The following is a 15,605-nucleotide window of genomic DNA, read 5'->3' on the forward strand; positions in this document are numbered from 1 at the left end:
TCACCCCTCGCTAGAGTCCGACGCCGCGATGCCGTTGCGCCGGATCACCTCCCGGTACCACTTCGCGCTGTCCTTCAGCGTCCGCTGCTGGGTCGCGTAGTCGACGTGCACGACCCCGAACCGCTTGCGGTAACCCTCGGCCCACTCGAAATTGTCCATGAGCGACCAGACGAAGTAGCCACGCAGATCGACACCGGCCGTCAGGGCATCATGGCAGGCCCGCAGGTGGCCGTCGAGATATTCGACCCGCCGGCTGTCGTGAACCTCGCCGTCGGCCGACGGCACCTCGGGGTACGCCGCGCCGTTCTCGGTGATCAGCAGGGGCACGCCGGGGTAGTCGTCGTTGATGCGCTTGAGCAGGCCGGTGAGCGCGGACGGCTCGATCAGCCAGTTCATGTCGGTGACGGGGCCGTCCGGCGCGCGCCAGGCGATGCCCTCGCTGCCGGGCTGGTCGAGCGCGGCCGGGGCACCGGGCTTGGCCGACACGTACGCCGGTTGGTAGAAGTTGATCCCGAGCACGTCGATCGGGGCGTTGATCGTGGCCAGGTCACCGTCGGCGATGTACGACAGATCGGTGAAGCGGGACATGTGCTCGAGCATGTCGGCCGGATACTGACCCTTGAACAGCGGGTCGAGGAACATCCGGTTGGAGAGGCCGTCGATGATCCGCACGGCTTCCTGGTCGGCGGCGCTGGTCGGGTCGACCGGCAGCGCGACGTTCGGGTTGAGCGTGATGCTGACGCTCTGGGCGCCGGCCGAACGCAGCGCGCGGGCGGCCAGGCCGTGACCGAGCAGCAGGTGGTGCACCGCCGCGAAGACGGCGGCCGGGTCCTGCTTGCCGGGCGCGTGGACGCCGCTGCCGTAGCCGAGGTAGGCCGAGCACCAGGGCTCGTTCAACGTCGTCCAGGTCTTGACGCGGTCGCCGAGCCGGGCGTGCACGATCTGGGCGTACTCGCCGAAAGCCTCCGCCGTCAGCCGGTTGGCCCAGCCACCGAGGTCTTCGAGGGTCTGCGGCAGATCCCAGTGGTAGAGCGTGACGACCGGGTCGATGCCCTGGCCGAGCAGTTCGTCGGTGAGCCGGTCGTAGAAGTCCAGCCCCTTGACGTTGACCGGGCCGGTGCCGTCGGGCTGGATCCGCGGCCACGCGACCGAGAACCGGTAGGAGGCCAGGCCCAGGTCCGACATCAGCGCCACGTCGTCGACGTAGCGGTGGTAGTGATCGCAGGCCACGTCGCCGGTGTGCCCGTTGTAGACCCGTCCCGGCGTACGGCTGAAGGTGTCCCAGATCGACGGGCCTCGACCGTCCTCCCGCGCCGCGCCCTCGATCTGGTACGACGCCGTGGCGGCGCCCCAGATGAAGTCGTCGGGGAAGGTGATCGCGGCGAGGGCCGGCTGCGCCGACGTGGACGTGACGGTTGCCGTCATTCGTGCCCCGCTTCCTAGTTGAACGCGAAACCTCAACTTAACCGGTTAATGATAGGAGCGGAACCGCTCCCGGGTAGCCCGGTAAGTCGAATGTAAGCGTCAACCGGTGCGCAGGGCCGAGATCAGGCGGGGGTCGCCGGTCACCGCCAGGCGTTCCGCGTCCATGCGTCCCATCAGCATCAGCAGCAGGTCGCTGGCCGACCCGGTGGCCTGGGCGCGGGCGTGATGATCGTCGGAGTCGAGGATCGTGCCCGTGTCGAGCAGGGCCACCCCGGGACCGCGCAGCCGCACGAACCACTCGTACGAAGCGTCGGTCGCCACCAGATGGACGACGCCGTGCAGGTCGGTCGGGCCCTTGCGGCGGCCCGCCGGAAGCCAGGTGTCGAGCACCTCGTTGACCCCGTCGGCGGCCAGCTTGGTCTCGATCGGCGTGGCTCGCTGGGCCGCCGATTCCGCGTCCCAGCGGTGCACCGAGACCTCGTGAGCCATGCGGCGCTGCCAGAACGACGCCTTCTTGGCCTGCGGCGCCCAGTTCCACGCGGGGAAGTCGGCGTCGAGGGCCTCGAGCGTCTCGATCGTGCCGGTGAGCTCGCGGCGGAGCCCGTCGAGCGCTGCCGCCCACTCGGGCCGGGCCGGGACCTCGGCCGGGGCGGGCCGTTCGGTGACACCGCGAGCTGCGGTTTCGCGCACCCAGTGCAGTTCGGAGGTGAGGTGCTCGACGAGGTCGGCCACCGTCCAGCCGGGGCAGGAGGGCACGGCGGCGCCGGCGCCGGCCTGGGCGACGGCGTCCTGCAGCGCGGGGCTGTCGGCACGCAGAGCCGCCAGCCAGAAGTCCTTCGTCGCGTGCAGCCTGTTCATCGCCTTGCTCTCCGCTCCACCGGACCGCCGATGAGAATGCCCGAATCATTGAGCCTAGGGTGGTTGTCGTGTCTGACGCTACCGCCGCCCCGCAAACCGACCTGTCGGCGTACACGACGCTACGCCTCGGCGGTCCGGCCGGCACCTTGACGGTCGCCACCGAAACCGACCAGATCCTGGCAACAGCCCGCAAAGCGCCCGGCAAAGTGCTGATTCTGGCCGGCGGCAGCAACGTGGTGATCGGCGATGACGGGTTCGACGGCACCGTCCTGCTGCTGCGCACCCGGGGCATCCGCGTCGTGGAGGACCACGGTGACAGCGTGGTGCTGCGGGTCGCGGCGGGCGAGCCGTGGGACGACTTCGTGGCGTACGCGGTGGAGCAGGGCTTCTCCGGGGTCGAGTGCCTCAGCGGGATCCCCGGCTCGGCCGGCGCCACCCCGATCCAGAACGTGGGCGCCTACGGGCAGGAGGTCGCTCACACCATCGTGGCCGTGCACGCGTACGACCGGCGGAGCGACACGATCCGGGTCATGCCCCCGGCCGAGTGCGGCTTCGCCTACCGGGCCAGCGTCTTCAAGCACAACGACCGCTTCGTGGTGCTCGAGGTCGACTTCCGGCTGGCCCGGTCGCCCGGGTCGGCGCCCATCCGCTACGCCGAGCTGGCGCGCAACCTCGGCGTCGAAGCCGGTGACCGGGTCGGCCTGCAGCAGGCCCGCGACACCGTGCTGAAGCTGCGGGAGCAGAAGGGGATGGTGCTCGACCCGGCCGACCGGGACACGTGGTCGGTCGGCTCCTTCTTCACCAACCCGGTCCTCGGCGCGGCCGAGTGGGCGGCGCTCGGGCTCGAGGCTCCGCACTGGCCGGGCGCGGACGGCTCGGTGAAGATCCCGGCGGCCTGGCTGATCGAGCGGGCCGGGTTCGCCAAGGGCTTCGCCGGTGACGGGGTGGCCATCTCGAGCAAGCACACGCTGGCGCTGACCAATCGTGGCGAGGGCACCACCGAGGCTCTGCTCGACCTGGCCCGTACGGTGCGCGACGGCGTCCGCGGCAAGTTCGGCATCGAACTGCACCCCGAGCCTGTGCTCATCAACTGCGCCCTTTAATCCCAGCCGAAGACCTGGGTGTAGTACGGAACGCCGTTGGCGGCGTACACCACGCCGGTGCCTATCGAGTGGGCGCCGCAGTTGAGCATGTTGGCGCGGTGCCGCGGGCTGGCCATCCAGGCCTCGATGACCTCGGTCGCGGTGCGGTAGCCCCACGCGATGTTCTCGCCGGCCGGCTGTTCGTATCCAGCCAGGTGTGACCGGCGGACGAAGGTGGTGCCGTCGCTCCAGACGTGACTGAAGCGGCCGGTGCGCGCCATGTAGAAGCTCTGCCGCACCGAGGCCACAGTCAGTCCCCGGTCGACCGCGAGCAGCCGCCTGCAGCCGTTGGCCCACCGTTGCTGATTGGTCATCGTGACCACCTGGGACATCAGCACGCGGGGCGCGACGACACTCGGCGGCGCAGCCGGAACGGGCACCACGGCGCCGGCCGGCGCCGACGCGGCCAGCAGCGCGCCGAGCGTGGCCGTACACAGGACGAGACGTCGCACCACGTTGCCTCCTCTTCGCGGTGGGCCGAGTCGCCCACCAGGGATATGGCATCCGTTTTCTGGCTGTACGTCCCATCTTTGCCGGAAACCGGAATCCCGGGCCGAAATATTTGTCAGGCTGAAGGGATTCGCGTGATCTCCCGATTGGCCGGGCCGGGAGTGAACAGCCCGCTAAACTGTCACTGTCCGTAAATAGACCGTGACATCACGCTATCGTGAGCTTTGCGCGGTTGATTCCGCCGCCGGCGAGCGTGCCGACGGCGCCGAGCACACGACACCGACCCTCTCCCCGGGCGCCACCGGCGCGCGGCGGGCGGTCGTGTCCGGACATGAGCACGAGCGAGGGGTGGGGCAGGGTGAGCACAGGATGAGTCGCCTACTCGTCGTCGAGGACGATCCGGACATCGCACTGGCTCTGCGGATGCTGTTCAGCCGGGCGGGTTACGAGGTGGCCCATGCCGGTGACGGCCGTACCGGTCTCAAGGAGGCCTACGCCGAACACCCCGATCTGGTGGTGCTCGACGTCGGCCTGCCCGAGATGGACGGCTGGCAGGTGCTCGAGCGGCTGCGCGACGTCTCCGACGTGCCGGTGCTGGTGCTGACCGCGCACGGCCAGGAGGCCGAGAAGGTGCGCGGGCTGCGCGGCGGCGCCGACGACTACCTGACCAAGCCGTTCGCCAACAACGAGTTGCTGGCTCGCGTCGAGGCGCTGCTGCGACGCTCCTCGAGTGGCCAGAACAACTGGGCCAGCCAGGTCTACGACGACGGTCTGGTGCACCTCGACCCGACCAAGCGGCGGGTCTATGTCAAGGGCGACGAGAAGCGTCTCACGCCCACCGAGTTCCGCCTGCTCAACGCCCTCGTGCGGCACGCCGGCGCGGTGCTCAGCCCCAACCAGCTGCTGACTCAGGCCTGGGACGACCCGACCGGCATCGGGCAGGAGCGCGTCAAGTTCGCCGTACTGCGGTTGCGCCGCAAGCTCGGCTGGTCCGATCCGGACGAGTCGCCCATCGAATCCGTGCGCGGATTCGGCTACCGCTACCGCCGCCCCGGCGGAGAGGCCTGATTTCTCTTCGGTTGTGTTTCAGGTGCCCTCAGGTGGCCCGTACGCAGGTCGATGAGTCCCTTGGAACGCCGAGCTGGAGGTAACGAGCGTGGAAGACCTTGGTGAGATCGTTGGCGAATTCCTCATGGAAAGCCACGAGAACCTGGACCAGATCGACCGTGACCTGGTGCAGCTCGAACAGGACCCGAATTCCCGCGATCTGATCTCACGCATCTTCCGGGCGATCCACACCATCAAGGGCACCAGCGGCTTCCTGGCCTTCGGTCGTCTCGAGAAGCTGGCTCACGCGGGTGAGTCGCTGCTGTCGAAGCTGCGCGACGGGGTCATGCCGGTCACCCCGACGACCATCACCACGCTGCTCGCCACCATCGACGGTGTGCGCTCGATCCTGGCCAACATCGAGGAGACCCAGGCCGAGGGCGACGTCGACATCGACAGCATCATCGCGCAGGTCAACGCCCAGATGAAGGCCGGTGAGGCGGCGCCGCCGGCGGCCGAGGCGCCCGCTGCGGAGGCGGCCGAGGCGCCGCAGCCGCTCGACGAGACGCCCGCGCGCCCGACCCCCGAGCCGGTCGAGAACCAGCGCCGGCCGATCGGCGAGATCCTGGTCGAGACGGGCGCCGCCCAGGCCCAGGACGTCGGTTCGGCCCTGGCCCAGCAGATCGAGGGCGACGAGCGCAAGCTCGGCACGATCCTGCTCGAGGAGGGCAAGGCGCAGCCGGCCGCGGTCAGCGAGGCGCTACAGGCCCAGGCGCCCAAGCGCAGCATCGCCGACAGCGCCATCCGGGTCGACGTCGATCTGCTCGACACGCTGCTGAACATGGTGGGCGAGCTGGTGCTGGCCCGTAACCAGCTGGTGCGGGGCGTGATGGAGATCGGCGACACGACGCTGGTGCGCAGCGCACAGCGGCTCGGCATGATCACCAGCGAGCTGCAAGAGGGCATCATGAAGACCCGGATGCAGCCCATCGAGCACATCTGGTCGAAGCTGCCCCGGGTCGTCCGGGACCTGAGCAACGGCCTCGGCAAGCAGGTCCAGCTGGTCATGCAGGGTAAGGACACCGAGCTCGACCGAAGCCTGCTGGAGGCGGTGAAGGACCCGCTGACCCACCTGGTGCGCAACGCGGTCGACCACGGCATCGAGGAACCGGACCAGCGGATCGCGTCGGGCAAGGGTCCCGAGGGAACGCTGACGCTGCGCGCCTATCACGAGGGCGGGCACGTGGCGGTCGAGGTCGCCGACGACGGCGCCGGCCTGAACGTGGACCGGATCGCGCAGAAGGCGGTCGAGAACGGGCTGCTGCGTCCCGACCAGGTGCCCAACATGGACCGTCGCGACATCATGGCGATGGTCTTCCAGCCCGGGTTCTCCACCGCCGCCAAGGTGACCAACGTGTCCGGCCGCGGTGTGGGCATGGACGTCGTGAAGACCAACATCGAGAACATCGGCGGCGCGGTCAGCGTCGACTCCACGCCCGGCGAGGGCACGGTCTGGCGGCTGACCATCCCGCTGACGCTGGCCATCATCCAGGCCCTCACCGTCGACTGTGGTGACCAGCGGTACGTGGTGCCGCAGGTCGCGGTGCTCGAGCTGGTCTTCATCGACGGGCAATCCACCAAGATCGAGTACGCCTCGGGCGCACCCGTCTACCGCCTGCGCGGCAAGCTGCTCCCGCTGGTGCGGCTCGACCGCGCGCTCGGCCTCGACGTGGGGGCCGACGAGGGCGTGTACATCATGGTGCTGCAGGCCGACGGCCGCCGGTTCGGCCTGGTCGTCGACCGGGTGCTGAACACCGAGGAGGTCGTGGTCAAGGCGCTCAACAGCCGGTTCAAGGACATCGGGCTCTACGCCGGGGCCACCATCCTCGGCGACGGCAAGGTGGGCCTGATCCTCGACGTCTCGTCGCTGGCCCGGCGCAGTCACCTCACCGCGGACGCCGAGCGGCAGAACCTGGAGGCCTCGGCGCGAGCCGGGAAGGGCGCCGGATCGGGCGAACGGCTGCTGGTCACGGCGGTCGGCGAGCGTCGGGTGGCGATTCCGCTCGACACCGTCACCCGGCTCGAGGAGTTCCCGCGCAAACGCATCGAGCACGCCGGCTCCCGCGAGGTGGTGCAGTACCGCGGGCAGATCTTGCCCTTGGTGCGGCTGTCGCACCTGCTCGGGGCGTACGGCGAGGAGCCTGAGGGCGACACCGTGTCGGTGGTCGTCTACAGCGAGGGCGCCCGCAGCGTGGCCCTGGTCGTCGATCGGATCGTGGACATCGCCGAGAACTCGACGACCGCCCGCCGGGACGCCGAGGAGGACGGCCTGGTCGGCACCGCGGTCATCCAGCAGCGGGTGACCGAGTTGCTGGACGTGCGCCGGGCGATCCTCGCGGCCGATCCGAACTTCTACACCGACCTGGAAAACGACGAGTTGCTGGTGGAGGCCTGAGATGCCGAGCCGACAGTTCGCCACGTTCGAGGTGGCCGGCCAGCTCTTCGGTGTCGAGGTGCACACGGTGCAGGAGGTGCTCTCGTACAACGAGTACACCCCCGTGCCGCTGGCGCCGCAGGCCATCGGCGGGCTGTTCAACCTGCGCGGTCAGGTGATCGCCGCGGTTGATCTGCGGGTGCAGCTCGGCATGGCCCGAAAGGCGCTCGAGGGTCCGGTGATGAACGTGATCCTGCGCGGCGACGGCGAGCCCGTGAGCCTGGTCGTGGACCGGATCGGCGAGGTGGTCGACCTCGACGACGACACGTTCGAGCCGCCGCCGGACACGCTCAGCGGACCGACCCGGGAGCTCGTCGTGGGGACGTTCAAGCTGGACGGCCGGCTGATGCTGGCCCTCGACGTCAACCAGGCCGTCGACACGCAGCGCGCTACCACCTGATGTACAGCCTCGTCAGCGCCCCGGTGCTCGGCTTCGACCTGACCCGCCTCACCGGCGGGTCGGCCACGGCCGAGGTGATGCTGCGCGGACTCCGCCTCCAGGCCGCCGACCTGCCGGTGCTCGCCGACCGGCTGCCGGACGAGGGGGTCCGTGGCCCGCTCTGGGTCGAGGTGGAGAGCGCCGCCCGCCGGATGCCGTCGCTCAAGGGCCTCAACAAGGACGATGCGGCGGGCAGCCTGGCCCTGGTCGAGCGCGCCCCCATCGGCACCGTCGACTCGCTGCTCACGTGTCTCCGGTACGACGTGATGGCGTGGACCTGGACGGGCACCGGGCGCGACGCGACGCAGACCGAGGTGGCAGCGTCCGCGACCGCGCTGCTGTGCGATGCCGCCGTCGCCAGTTACCTGCGCGAGGTGCTCGACGCCGACACGCGTCGCGGCCTCGGCGCGGGCTGGGTCGCGGCCATGCGCAAGCTGCCGACCGGCGCCCCGATCGACCTCGGTCCGCACCACTACACGGTCTCCGCCCTGCTCGACCGGCTGCGCTCGCTGCGATCAAGCGACCTGAGCCGGCTCCTCGCCTCGGCCGAGGACTCCCGCCGCAACGCCGGCGGCTGGTCACCGGCCGTGCATTCGGCATCCTGGGCGGCTTATCTGTCGGATCGGGTCCGCACGGCCGCCGCAGCACAGATGCTGTTGGTGCAGGCCGTCGACACGGCCGCCATTCCGTTGGCCGACCGGGCCGGCGGTGTCTGGAACATGCTCAGCGGTGCGGTGCAGGCACTGGTCGTACGCGACCTGCTGGACACCTCGACCGCCCATCGGCTGCTCGCCCCGGTGGTTGCGGCCCTCGGCCCCGCGTGGCTCGGGTAAGGAAGGTGACCGGGTGATATCGGTCCTTGTCGTCGACGACTCGGTGGTCGTCCGTCGCTTGATCGTCGACGCTCTCGGTGGTGCCGAGAACATCGAGGTCGTGGGCACGGCGTCCAACGGGTTGCTGGCCCAGGCCAAGATCGACCAGCTCAAGCCCGACGTGATCACGATGGACATCGAGATGCCCCAGATGGACGGCATCACCGCGGTCCGCGAGCTGCGCAAGCGGCACAAGCAGATCCCGGTGATCATGTTCAGCACGCTGTCGGCCGCGGGCGCCTCGGCCACGCTGGAGGCGCTCTCGGCCGGCGCGACCGACTACGTGACCAAGCCGAGCAACACCGGCAGCGTCGAGCAGTCGATCAAGGCGGTCCGGGACGAGCTCGTCCCCAAGATCTACGCGCTGGCGGGCAAACGCCGGCCGAGCGCGACACCGGCTGCTCCGACCCGCCCCGGCGCGGCCCCGCACCGGGTCGGCCTGCCGCCCACCGGTCCGGGCCGTCCGCCCGCCGGGCCGCCCAGCTCCGCCCCGGTCCGGACGGCTCCGCGCCGCTCCGCGCCCGGCGGCCGCATCGACATCCTGGCCATCGGCTCTTCGACCGGCGGTCCGGACGCGCTGACCAAGGTGTTGAGCGGCATTCCGGCCGACATCCCGGTGCCGATCGTCATCACCCAGCACATGCCGCCCGTCTTCACCAAGATGTTCGCCGAACGGCTGGACCGCAGCACGCCGCTGCGGGTGGTCGAGGCCGGCGACGGCATGGAGCTGACGGCCGGGTGGGCCTACGTCGCACCCGGCGACCAGCACCTGGTGCTGCACCGCCGGGGGACGGCCACGCTGACCCAGCTGAGCGGTGCGCCGCCCGAGAACTCCTGCCGCCCCGCCGTGGATGTCATGTTCCGGTCGGTCGCGGCACTGTACGGCGGCTCCGCGTACGCGACCGTGCTGACCGGAATGGGACACGACGGAAGAGGTGGCGCGAAGGTGCTGAGGGACGCGGGCGCCGAGGTGCTGGCCCAGGACGAGGCCACCTCGGTGGTGTGGGGCATGCCGGGCGCCGTGGTCGGCGCGGGGCTGGCGGACGAGATCCTGCCGCTCGACCGGATCGCCGCCCATCTGGTGGGCCGGGTCAAGGCCGGACGCTCGGCGGCGGTGGCCCGATGACGCTGTCGCAGGCCGAGTTCAACTTCGTGTCCCAGCTCGTACGGCGTGAGGCCTCGATCGTGCTGGCTCCCGGAAAGGAGTATCTGGTCGAGGCGCGGCTCATTCCGGTGGCCCGCGCGGTCGGGGCGGCCGGGGTCAGCGAGTTCCTGGCCGACCTGCAGCGCCGGCCCGACCCGGCCAAGCAGCGCAAGATCATCGACGCCCTGACCACGAACGAGACCTCCTGGTTCCGGGATCGGGAGCCGTTCGCGGCGCTCACCGATGTCGTGCTGCCGGAGCTGGTCAAGTCGCGGGCGTCGGCCCGCAAGGTGCGGGTGTGGTCGGCCGCGAGCTCCAGCGGCCAGGAGGCGTACAGCCTGGCCATCACGATGCAGGAGACGCTGCCGCCCGGCTGGTCCTACGACATCATGGGCACCGACATCTCGACCGAGATGGTCAAGCGGGCCGAGACGGCCGAGTACAGCCAGGTCGAGGTGAACCGCGGTCTGCCCGCGGCCCAGTTGGTGCAGTACTTCGAACGGGCCGGGGCGCACTGGCGGATCGCTCCGGCGCTGCGCCGCAACGTCTCGTTCCGCCTGATGAACCTCACCGCGCCGCTGCCGGTCATGCAGCCGTTCGACGTGATCTTCCTGCGCAACGTCCTGATCTATTTCGACGTCGCCACCAAGCGTCAGGTGCTGCAGAACGTGGCCAAGCTGCTGCGGCCGGACGGCTGGCTCTTCCTGGGCGCGGCCGAGACCACGATCGGGATCGACGACAACTACGAGCGGGTGGCCGCCGGCCGCACCTCCGCCTACCGAGTCCGTACCGGGGCGCCCGCGGGCGCCATGAGAAGGGGATGACGCGGATGCGCGCCATGGTGATCGACGACTCGCGGGCGATGCGCATGATCCTCAAGCGCATCGTCACCAAGCTGAATTTCGAGGCGGTGGAGGCGGGCGACGGCAAGGAGGCGCTCGACCTGCTGACCGCGATGCCCGAGGTGCCGGAACTGGCCCTCATCGACTGGAACATGCCCAACATGAACGGGCTCGAGTTCGTCACGCACGTCCGGGCCGACCCACGCCTGCGCGAGATGACGCTGGTCATGGTCACCACCGAGAGCGAACAGAGCCAGATCGTCCGGGCGCTCGCCGCGGGCGCCCACGAATACGTGATCAAGCCCTTCACCGAAGGAGCCATGATCGAGAAGCTGGCCCTGCTGGGCCTCGTCCCGACCGGAGCGAACTCATGAGCGTCGAAGTCGAGGTCAACGAGAACGACCTCGCCGAGATGGTGGAACAGGTCTGGGAGTCGTACCTGGATCCGGAGGGCGTGAGCCCCCTGATGCAGACCTACGACGAGAACCAGGCGTCCGAGGTGCATTCCTCCGTCTCCATCACCGGTTCCTGGACCGGGCACGTCGTCTACGCGTCCTCGCTGCCGGCGGCCCGCCGTGCCGCGGGCGCCTTTCTGGCCATGGGGCCGGAAGAGGTGAGCGAGGAGGACCTCTCCGACGTGCTCGGCGAACTCGCGAACATCATCGGCGGAAACGTCAAGGCGATGCTGCCGCCCGGCGCGCTCCTGTCGCTACCGCAGGTGGTGCTCGCTCCCGAAGCGACGGCGCGCTACCCCAATGCCCACCGGATCACCGGGGTGTACGGGATCTGGGACGGCGAGCCGGTGTCAATTTCCATGTGGCAGAGCCGCGGAGACAACAAGGAGGGCGCGGAATGAAGATTCTCATCGCTGACGACAGCCGGGTGATGCGGCAGATCGTGATCCGCACCCTGCGTCAGGCCGGGTTCGGCGACCACGAGCTGATCGAGGCGGCCAACGGTCGCGAGGCCGTGGAGCTGACCAAGTCGGAGAGCCCGGATCTGGTGCTCTCGGACTGGAACATGCCCGAGATGTCGGGCATCGAGGCGCTGCGCCAACTGCGCGCAGCCGGTAACGACGTCAAGTTCGGTTTTGTGACGTCCGAGAGCACGGACGAGATGAAGGAACAGGCTGAGGCGGCCGGTGCTCTCTTTTTCATCGTCAAGCCGTTCTCGGCTGAACGATTCGATGAGGTCTTCGCTCCTATTCTGGGATGATTACGACATGTCCGACGTCTCGCTCCTTCCTGGCACCCTGGCCGTTCGCAACCTCTTCGAGGATCTGCTCGGCCGGGAAGTGACCGTCAGCCCCGGCGAACCCATCAGCGCAGATGAGGTCGCCACCTCGACGGTCGCCCTTTTCACCGATCCCGCACAGAACCTCTTCGCCGTCCTCGGCATGGATCTCAAGCTGGCGGCCAACGCCGGCGCCGCGCTCGGCCTGCTTCCGGCCGGCGCTGCCGAGGACAGCATCGACGAGAAGCAGCTGTTCCCGAATCTCGCCGAGAACGTCGGCGAGCTCTGCAACGTGCTGACCAGCCTGCTCAACCGCGAGGGCAGCCCGCACATCAAGCTCCACCAGGTGGTCTACCCCGGCGACCCGCTGCCCGCCGACGCCCGGGCCCACCTGATGGCGCTCGGCCGCCGGGTCGACCTGCTGGTCGAGGTCAACCGGTACGGCAAGGGAAAGTTCAGCCTCTCCCTGGCGCCGTGACATCAGCTCGGCAAGAACGGGTCTGCCCAGGTGGCAGGCCCGTTCGTTTTTGGTTCTAAGCAAGTTGCCGATCCGGTCGAAGCAGATTATGAGCCTGCTAACCGACGGGAGCACGTCATGACCTCGCCGATCTCCGGATTCTCCGGCGCCGCGGCCGCGGCCGGTGCCGCCGGCGCCACCGGCACCGAGAAGGAGAAGAGCAAGACCCTCGGCGACCGGGACACGTTCCTCAAGCTCCTGGTGGCCCAGCTGAAGTACCAGGACCCCAGCAAGCCGGCCGACTCGACCCAGTTCCTGGCCCAGACGGCCCAGTTCACCCAGGTCGAGAAGCTGGAGGGCATCGCCGACATGCTCAAGGGCCAGCAGCTGATCACTGCCAGCTCCCTGGTCGGCAAGACGGTCGAGTTCATGGACGCCGGCGGGGCCAGGGCCACCGGCGTCATCTCGGCCGCCAAGCTCAACGGCGACAGCGAACCGATGCTTCGGATCGGGAACACGGAAGTGCCGCTGTCCAAGGTCACGGAAGTCCAGGAAGTGAAGCCGGACGCGACCCAGGCGACGCCCAAGCCGTAATCCTCAACCGCTGTAGTCCTCAACCGCAAAGGATCCATTCATGCTGCGTTCTCTCTATTCCGGCATCAGTGGCCTGCACGCGCATCAGCAGATGATGGACGTGACCGGTAACAACATCGCCAACGTCAACACCGTCGGTTACAAGGCGAGCTCGGTGCAGTTCCAGGACACCCTGAGCCAGATGACCCAGGCGGCCGGCGCTCCCCAGAACGGCGGGGCCGGCACCAACCCGGGCCAGGTCGGCCTCGGTGTGCGCAACGCGGGCATCACGTCGAACTTCAGCCAGGGCTCGGCCCAGACCACCGGCAAGGCCGGCGACATGATGATCCAGGGCGACGGCTTCTTCATGACCCGCCGCGGCAACGAGGAGCTCTACAGCCGGGCCGGTTCCTTCTTCTTCGACGCCAACGGCACGCTCGCGACGGCGACCGGGGATCCCGTGCAGGGCTGGACCGCCGACGAGGACGGTGTGGTGAACCCGGCGGCCAAGCCGGGCGACATCAAGATGCCGCTCGGCAAGAGCATCTCGCCCGTGGCGACCAGCACGGTCGAGATTAAGGGAAACCTGACCAACGACATGCCGGAGGGCGTCACCGACCCGACCACCATTCCGGCCATCGAGATCCCGTTCAAGGCGTTCGACAAGACCGGCAACCCGATCAGCCTCTCGGCGAAATTCACGCGAGCCACCGCGGATCCGACGGCCGCTATCCAGGACTGGACGGTGACTCTCACGAAGTCGGGTGATGCCGGGCCGACTCCGCCGGTCACCGCGACCATTCAATTCTCCGACGGTAAGCCTGTCGTCACGCCGCCGGCGACGAAGGCGATGCTCGCGTTCACGAACGCCGCAACGATCGACCCCAACCTCAGTAACACGTTCGATTTCGACGCCGGGGATCTGACGATGTACCACGGCCTCACCGAGGCCCGGGTCTCCGACTCGAACGGCAACGCGGCCGGCACGCTGGCTTCGCTGTCCTACACCGTCTCGGACACCGGGCAGATCATCGGCGCCTTCAGCAACGGTCAGAAGAAGGTCCTCGGCCAGGTCGCCCTGGCCACCTTCAAGAACGTCAACGGCCTCGAGAAGACGGGGGACTCGCAGTGGCGGGCCACCGTCAACTCCGGCCTGGCCCAGGTCGGGCAGCCCACCAGCGCCGGTCTCGGCCAGGTGATCAGCGGCGCCCTGGAGATGTCGAACGTCGACCTGGCTCAGGAGTTCACCAACCTGGTCGTCGCCCAGCGCGGCTTCCAAGCCAACTCCCGCATCATCACGACCTCTGACGAGATGCTCCAGGAGCTCGTCAGCATGAAGCGCTAGTCATAAGCATCAGAACGGTCGGCGGTCGGGACAGGCGTTTTCACGCTTGTCCCGGCCGTCTGTCTTTGAGCAGGTCGGCTGCACCCGTACCGCCACCGGTTGGATCTCATCGGCAACCGGGATCAGGCCGAAACACATATCGAAGGGCCACGGACGGCCCACCAGCCCAGGACTACACCACCAAGGACGGATGTAAGTGATCCTCGTAACCCGCATCAATGGTGCCGTGTTCGCCCTGAACCCGGACCTGATCGAGCGCGCGGACTGCACGCCCGACACGGTCATCACGCTGGTCGACGGCACCAAGTACGTCATTGCCGAGTCCGTGCCCGAGTTCATCGATTCAGTGCGGCACTACCGCGCCTCACTGATCGCCCAGGCAAGTCGCCTCGAGGCCGAGCCCACCAACACCCACTCCTCCGCTCCGTCGTCCGACGACCACGACGACGACGACGCCAAGGTGCTCCCGCTGCACCGGAATGGACGCTGATGGACATCTCAACCATCGTCGGTGTAGTCGCCGGCCTCATCATCATCTTCACTGTTCAGATTCTCGAGGGCGGTTCGCCGGCCTCGATCATCCTGCTCCCCTCGATGCTGCTGGTGTTCGGCGGCGCCTTCGCGGCCGGTATGGCCGGCGGCGTGCTGAAGGACGCGACCGGCGCCGGCAAGATGCTCCAGAAGGCCTTCCTGGCCAAGGTGACGCCGCCGACGCAGCTGGTCGAGGAGATCGTCAAGCTGGCCGAGCGGGCCCGCCGCGAGGGTCTGCTGGCCCTCGAGGACGCCGTCAAGACGGTCGAGCACCCGTTCCTCAAGCGCGGTCTGCAGCTGGCGATCGACGGCACCGACCCGGACGAGCTGCACGACATCCTGCACGCCGAGATCGCGGCCAAGAAGAAGTCCGACAAGGCCAGCGCCAAGCTGTTCGAGAACATGGGCGGCTACGCCCCGACGATCGGCATCATCGGCACGGTCATGGGCCTCGTGCACGTGCTCGAGAACCTCGACAAGCCCGACACGCTCGGCCACTCCATCGCAGCCGCGTTCGTCGCGACCCTCTGGGGCGTGCTCAGCGCCAACGTCATCTGGCTGCCCGTCGCGGCCCGCCTCGCCCGCCTCAGTGGCGTCGAGGCCGAGGAGATGGAGCTGGTGGTCGACGGTGTCCTGGCGATCCAGGCCGGCTCCAACCCGCGTCTGGTCGCCCAGAAGTTGCGCAGTCTGCTCCCTCCGGAGGAGGCCAAGAAGGCCGAGGCGGCCGCGAACACCAAGAAGGCGGCATAAAGC

At 68.8% G+C, this 15,605-nt stretch carries 18 protein-coding genes; 15 read left to right on the forward strand and 3 right to left on the reverse strand.

Features of this window, described 5'->3' with window-relative positions; all coding sequences use genetic code 11:
* The gene (locus KXC43_RS24320) at nt 1-1,425 is read right to left on the reverse strand and encodes a GH1 family beta-glucosidase (protein WP_221378444.1); all 1,425 of its coding nucleotides are present in this window, start codon (nt 1,423-1,425) and stop codon (nt 1-3) included.
* A 99-nt stretch (nt 1,426-1,524) separates the two neighbouring features.
* Complete coding sequence (locus KXC43_RS24325; protein WP_221378445.1) at nt 1,525-2,283, reverse strand: maleylpyruvate isomerase family mycothiol-dependent enzyme; 759 nt, start codon at nt 2,281-2,283, stop codon at nt 1,525-1,527.
* 68 nt (nt 2,284-2,351) lie between these two features.
* On the opposite strand from KXC43_RS24325, the gene KXC43_RS24330 reads away from it, so the two are divergent.
* On the forward strand, nt 2,352-3,386 hold the full coding sequence (locus KXC43_RS24330; RefSeq protein WP_308129231.1) for a UDP-N-acetylmuramate dehydrogenase: 1,035 nt from the start codon (nt 2,352-2,354) through the stop codon (nt 3,384-3,386).
* Here the strand turns inward: KXC43_RS24330 and KXC43_RS24335 are convergent.
* Entirely contained in the window at nt 3,383-3,880 is a 498-nt protein-coding gene (locus KXC43_RS24335; RefSeq protein WP_221378446.1) for a CAP domain-containing protein, read from the reverse strand. The two genes, KXC43_RS24330 and KXC43_RS24335, sit on opposite strands and share 4 nt — an antisense overlap.
* A gap of 364 nt (nt 3,881-4,244) precedes the next feature.
* On the opposite strand from KXC43_RS24335, the gene KXC43_RS24340 reads away from it, so the two are divergent.
* From KXC43_RS24340 to KXC43_RS24405, 14 genes are all read left to right on the forward strand, one after another.
* Nucleotides 4,245-4,943: a response regulator transcription factor gene (locus KXC43_RS24340; RefSeq protein WP_221378447.1), complete on the forward strand. Its 699-nt coding sequence runs from the start codon at nt 4,245-4,247 to the stop codon at nt 4,941-4,943.
* Between the two features lie 88 nt (nt 4,944-5,031).
* Nucleotides 5,032-7,377, forward strand: a complete 2,346-nt coding sequence (locus KXC43_RS24345) for a chemotaxis protein CheA (protein ID WP_221378448.1) — start codon at nt 5,032-5,034, stop codon at nt 7,375-7,377.
* A gap of 1 nt (nt 7,378) precedes the next feature.
* Nucleotides 7,379-7,816 (forward strand): chemotaxis protein CheW, encoded by a 438-nt coding sequence (locus KXC43_RS24350; RefSeq protein WP_221378449.1) that lies wholly within the window; start codon nt 7,379-7,381, stop codon nt 7,814-7,816.
* Nucleotides 7,816-8,688, forward strand: a complete 873-nt coding sequence (locus KXC43_RS24355) for a hypothetical protein (protein ID WP_221378450.1) — start codon at nt 7,816-7,818, stop codon at nt 8,686-8,688. Before KXC43_RS24350 ends, KXC43_RS24355 begins: the two co-directional genes overlap by 1 nt.
* A 13-nt stretch (nt 8,689-8,701) precedes the next feature.
* A complete protein-coding gene (locus KXC43_RS24360) occupies nt 8,702-9,853 on the forward strand; it encodes a protein-glutamate methylesterase/protein-glutamine glutaminase (protein ID WP_221378451.1) in 1,152 nt (383 codons plus the stop codon).
* A complete protein-coding gene (locus KXC43_RS24365) occupies nt 9,850-10,695 on the forward strand; it encodes a CheR family methyltransferase (protein ID WP_221378452.1) in 846 nt (281 codons plus the stop codon). The genes KXC43_RS24360 and KXC43_RS24365 overlap by 4 nt, the downstream gene beginning before the upstream one ends.
* A 5-nt stretch (nt 10,696-10,700) precedes the next feature.
* Nucleotides 10,701-11,087: a response regulator gene (locus KXC43_RS24370; protein ID WP_251797137.1), complete on the forward strand. Its 387-nt coding sequence runs from the start codon at nt 10,701-10,703 to the stop codon at nt 11,085-11,087.
* A complete protein-coding gene (locus KXC43_RS24375; protein WP_221378454.1) occupies nt 11,084-11,569 on the forward strand; it encodes a chemotaxis protein CheX in 486 nt (161 codons plus the stop codon). Before KXC43_RS24370 ends, KXC43_RS24375 begins: the two co-directional genes overlap by 4 nt.
* Nucleotides 11,566-11,928, forward strand: coding sequence for a response regulator (locus KXC43_RS24380; protein WP_221378455.1), 363 nt, complete (start codon nt 11,566-11,568; stop codon nt 11,926-11,928). The genes KXC43_RS24375 and KXC43_RS24380 overlap by 4 nt, the downstream gene beginning before the upstream one ends.
* Before the next feature lie 7 nt (nt 11,929-11,935).
* Nucleotides 11,936-12,424 carry a hypothetical protein gene (locus KXC43_RS24385; RefSeq protein WP_221378456.1) on the forward strand — a complete coding sequence of 163 codons (489 nt, stop codon included), beginning with the start codon at nt 11,936-11,938 and terminating at the stop codon, nt 12,422-12,424.
* A 117-nt stretch (nt 12,425-12,541) separates the two neighbouring features.
* A complete protein-coding gene (locus tag KXC43_RS24390; RefSeq protein WP_221378457.1) occupies nt 12,542-12,997 on the forward strand; it encodes a flagellar hook assembly protein FlgD in 456 nt (151 codons plus the stop codon).
* Nucleotides 12,998-13,037: 40 nt separating this feature from the next.
* Complete coding sequence (locus KXC43_RS24395) at nt 13,038-14,321, forward strand: flagellar hook protein FlgE (RefSeq protein WP_221378458.1); 1,284 nt, start codon at nt 13,038-13,040, stop codon at nt 14,319-14,321.
* Nucleotides 14,322-14,517: 196 nt separating this feature from the next.
* On the forward strand, nt 14,518-14,811 hold the full coding sequence (locus tag KXC43_RS24400) for a flagellar FlbD family protein (protein ID WP_221378459.1): 294 nt from the start codon (nt 14,518-14,520) through the stop codon (nt 14,809-14,811).
* A complete protein-coding gene (locus tag KXC43_RS24405) occupies nt 14,811-15,602 on the forward strand; it encodes a flagellar motor protein (RefSeq protein ID WP_221378460.1) in 792 nt (263 codons plus the stop codon). Before KXC43_RS24400 ends, KXC43_RS24405 begins: the two co-directional genes overlap by 1 nt.
* The last annotated feature ends 3 nt before the right edge of the window (nt 15,603-15,605 follow it).

This window comes from Paractinoplanes polyasparticus (genome assembly GCF_019710575.1).
GTDB classification, from domain to species: Bacteria; Actinomycetota; Actinomycetes; order Mycobacteriales; family Micromonosporaceae; genus Actinoplanes; species Actinoplanes polyasparticus.

Bases quoted from the DNA above. Each gene is read 5' to 3' on its own strand.
- KXC43_RS24320 (WP_221378444.1), bottom strand. From the start codon at position 1,425: ATGACGGCAACCGTCACGTCCACGTCGGCGCAGCCGGCCCTCGCCGCG.
- KXC43_RS24325 (WP_221378445.1), bottom strand. From the start codon at position 2,283: ATGAACAGGCTGCACGCGACGAAGGACTTCTGGCTGGCGGCTCTGCGT.
- KXC43_RS24340 (WP_221378447.1), top strand. From the start codon at position 4,245: ATGAGTCGCCTACTCGTCGTCGAGGACGATCCGGACATCGCACTGGCT.
- KXC43_RS24350 (WP_221378449.1), top strand. From the start codon at position 7,379: ATGCCGAGCCGACAGTTCGCCACGTTCGAGGTGGCCGGCCAGCTCTTC.
- KXC43_RS24355 (WP_221378450.1), top strand. From the start codon at position 7,816: ATGTACAGCCTCGTCAGCGCCCCGGTGCTCGGCTTCGACCTGACCCGC.
- KXC43_RS24365 (WP_221378452.1), top strand. From the start codon at position 9,850: ATGACGCTGTCGCAGGCCGAGTTCAACTTCGTGTCCCAGCTCGTACGG.
- KXC43_RS24370 (WP_251797137.1), top strand. From the start codon at position 10,701: ATGCGCGCCATGGTGATCGACGACTCGCGGGCGATGCGCATGATCCTC.
- KXC43_RS24375 (WP_221378454.1), top strand. From the start codon at position 11,084: ATGAGCGTCGAAGTCGAGGTCAACGAGAACGACCTCGCCGAGATGGTG.
- KXC43_RS24380 (WP_221378455.1), top strand. From the start codon at position 11,566: ATGAAGATTCTCATCGCTGACGACAGCCGGGTGATGCGGCAGATCGTG.
- KXC43_RS24385 (WP_221378456.1), top strand. From the start codon at position 11,936: ATGTCCGACGTCTCGCTCCTTCCTGGCACCCTGGCCGTTCGCAACCTC.
- KXC43_RS24390 (WP_221378457.1), top strand. From the start codon at position 12,542: ATGACCTCGCCGATCTCCGGATTCTCCGGCGCCGCGGCCGCGGCCGGT.
- KXC43_RS24395 (WP_221378458.1), top strand. From the start codon at position 13,038: ATGCTGCGTTCTCTCTATTCCGGCATCAGTGGCCTGCACGCGCATCAG.
- KXC43_RS24405 (WP_221378460.1), top strand. From the start codon at position 14,811: ATGGACATCTCAACCATCGTCGGTGTAGTCGCCGGCCTCATCATCATC.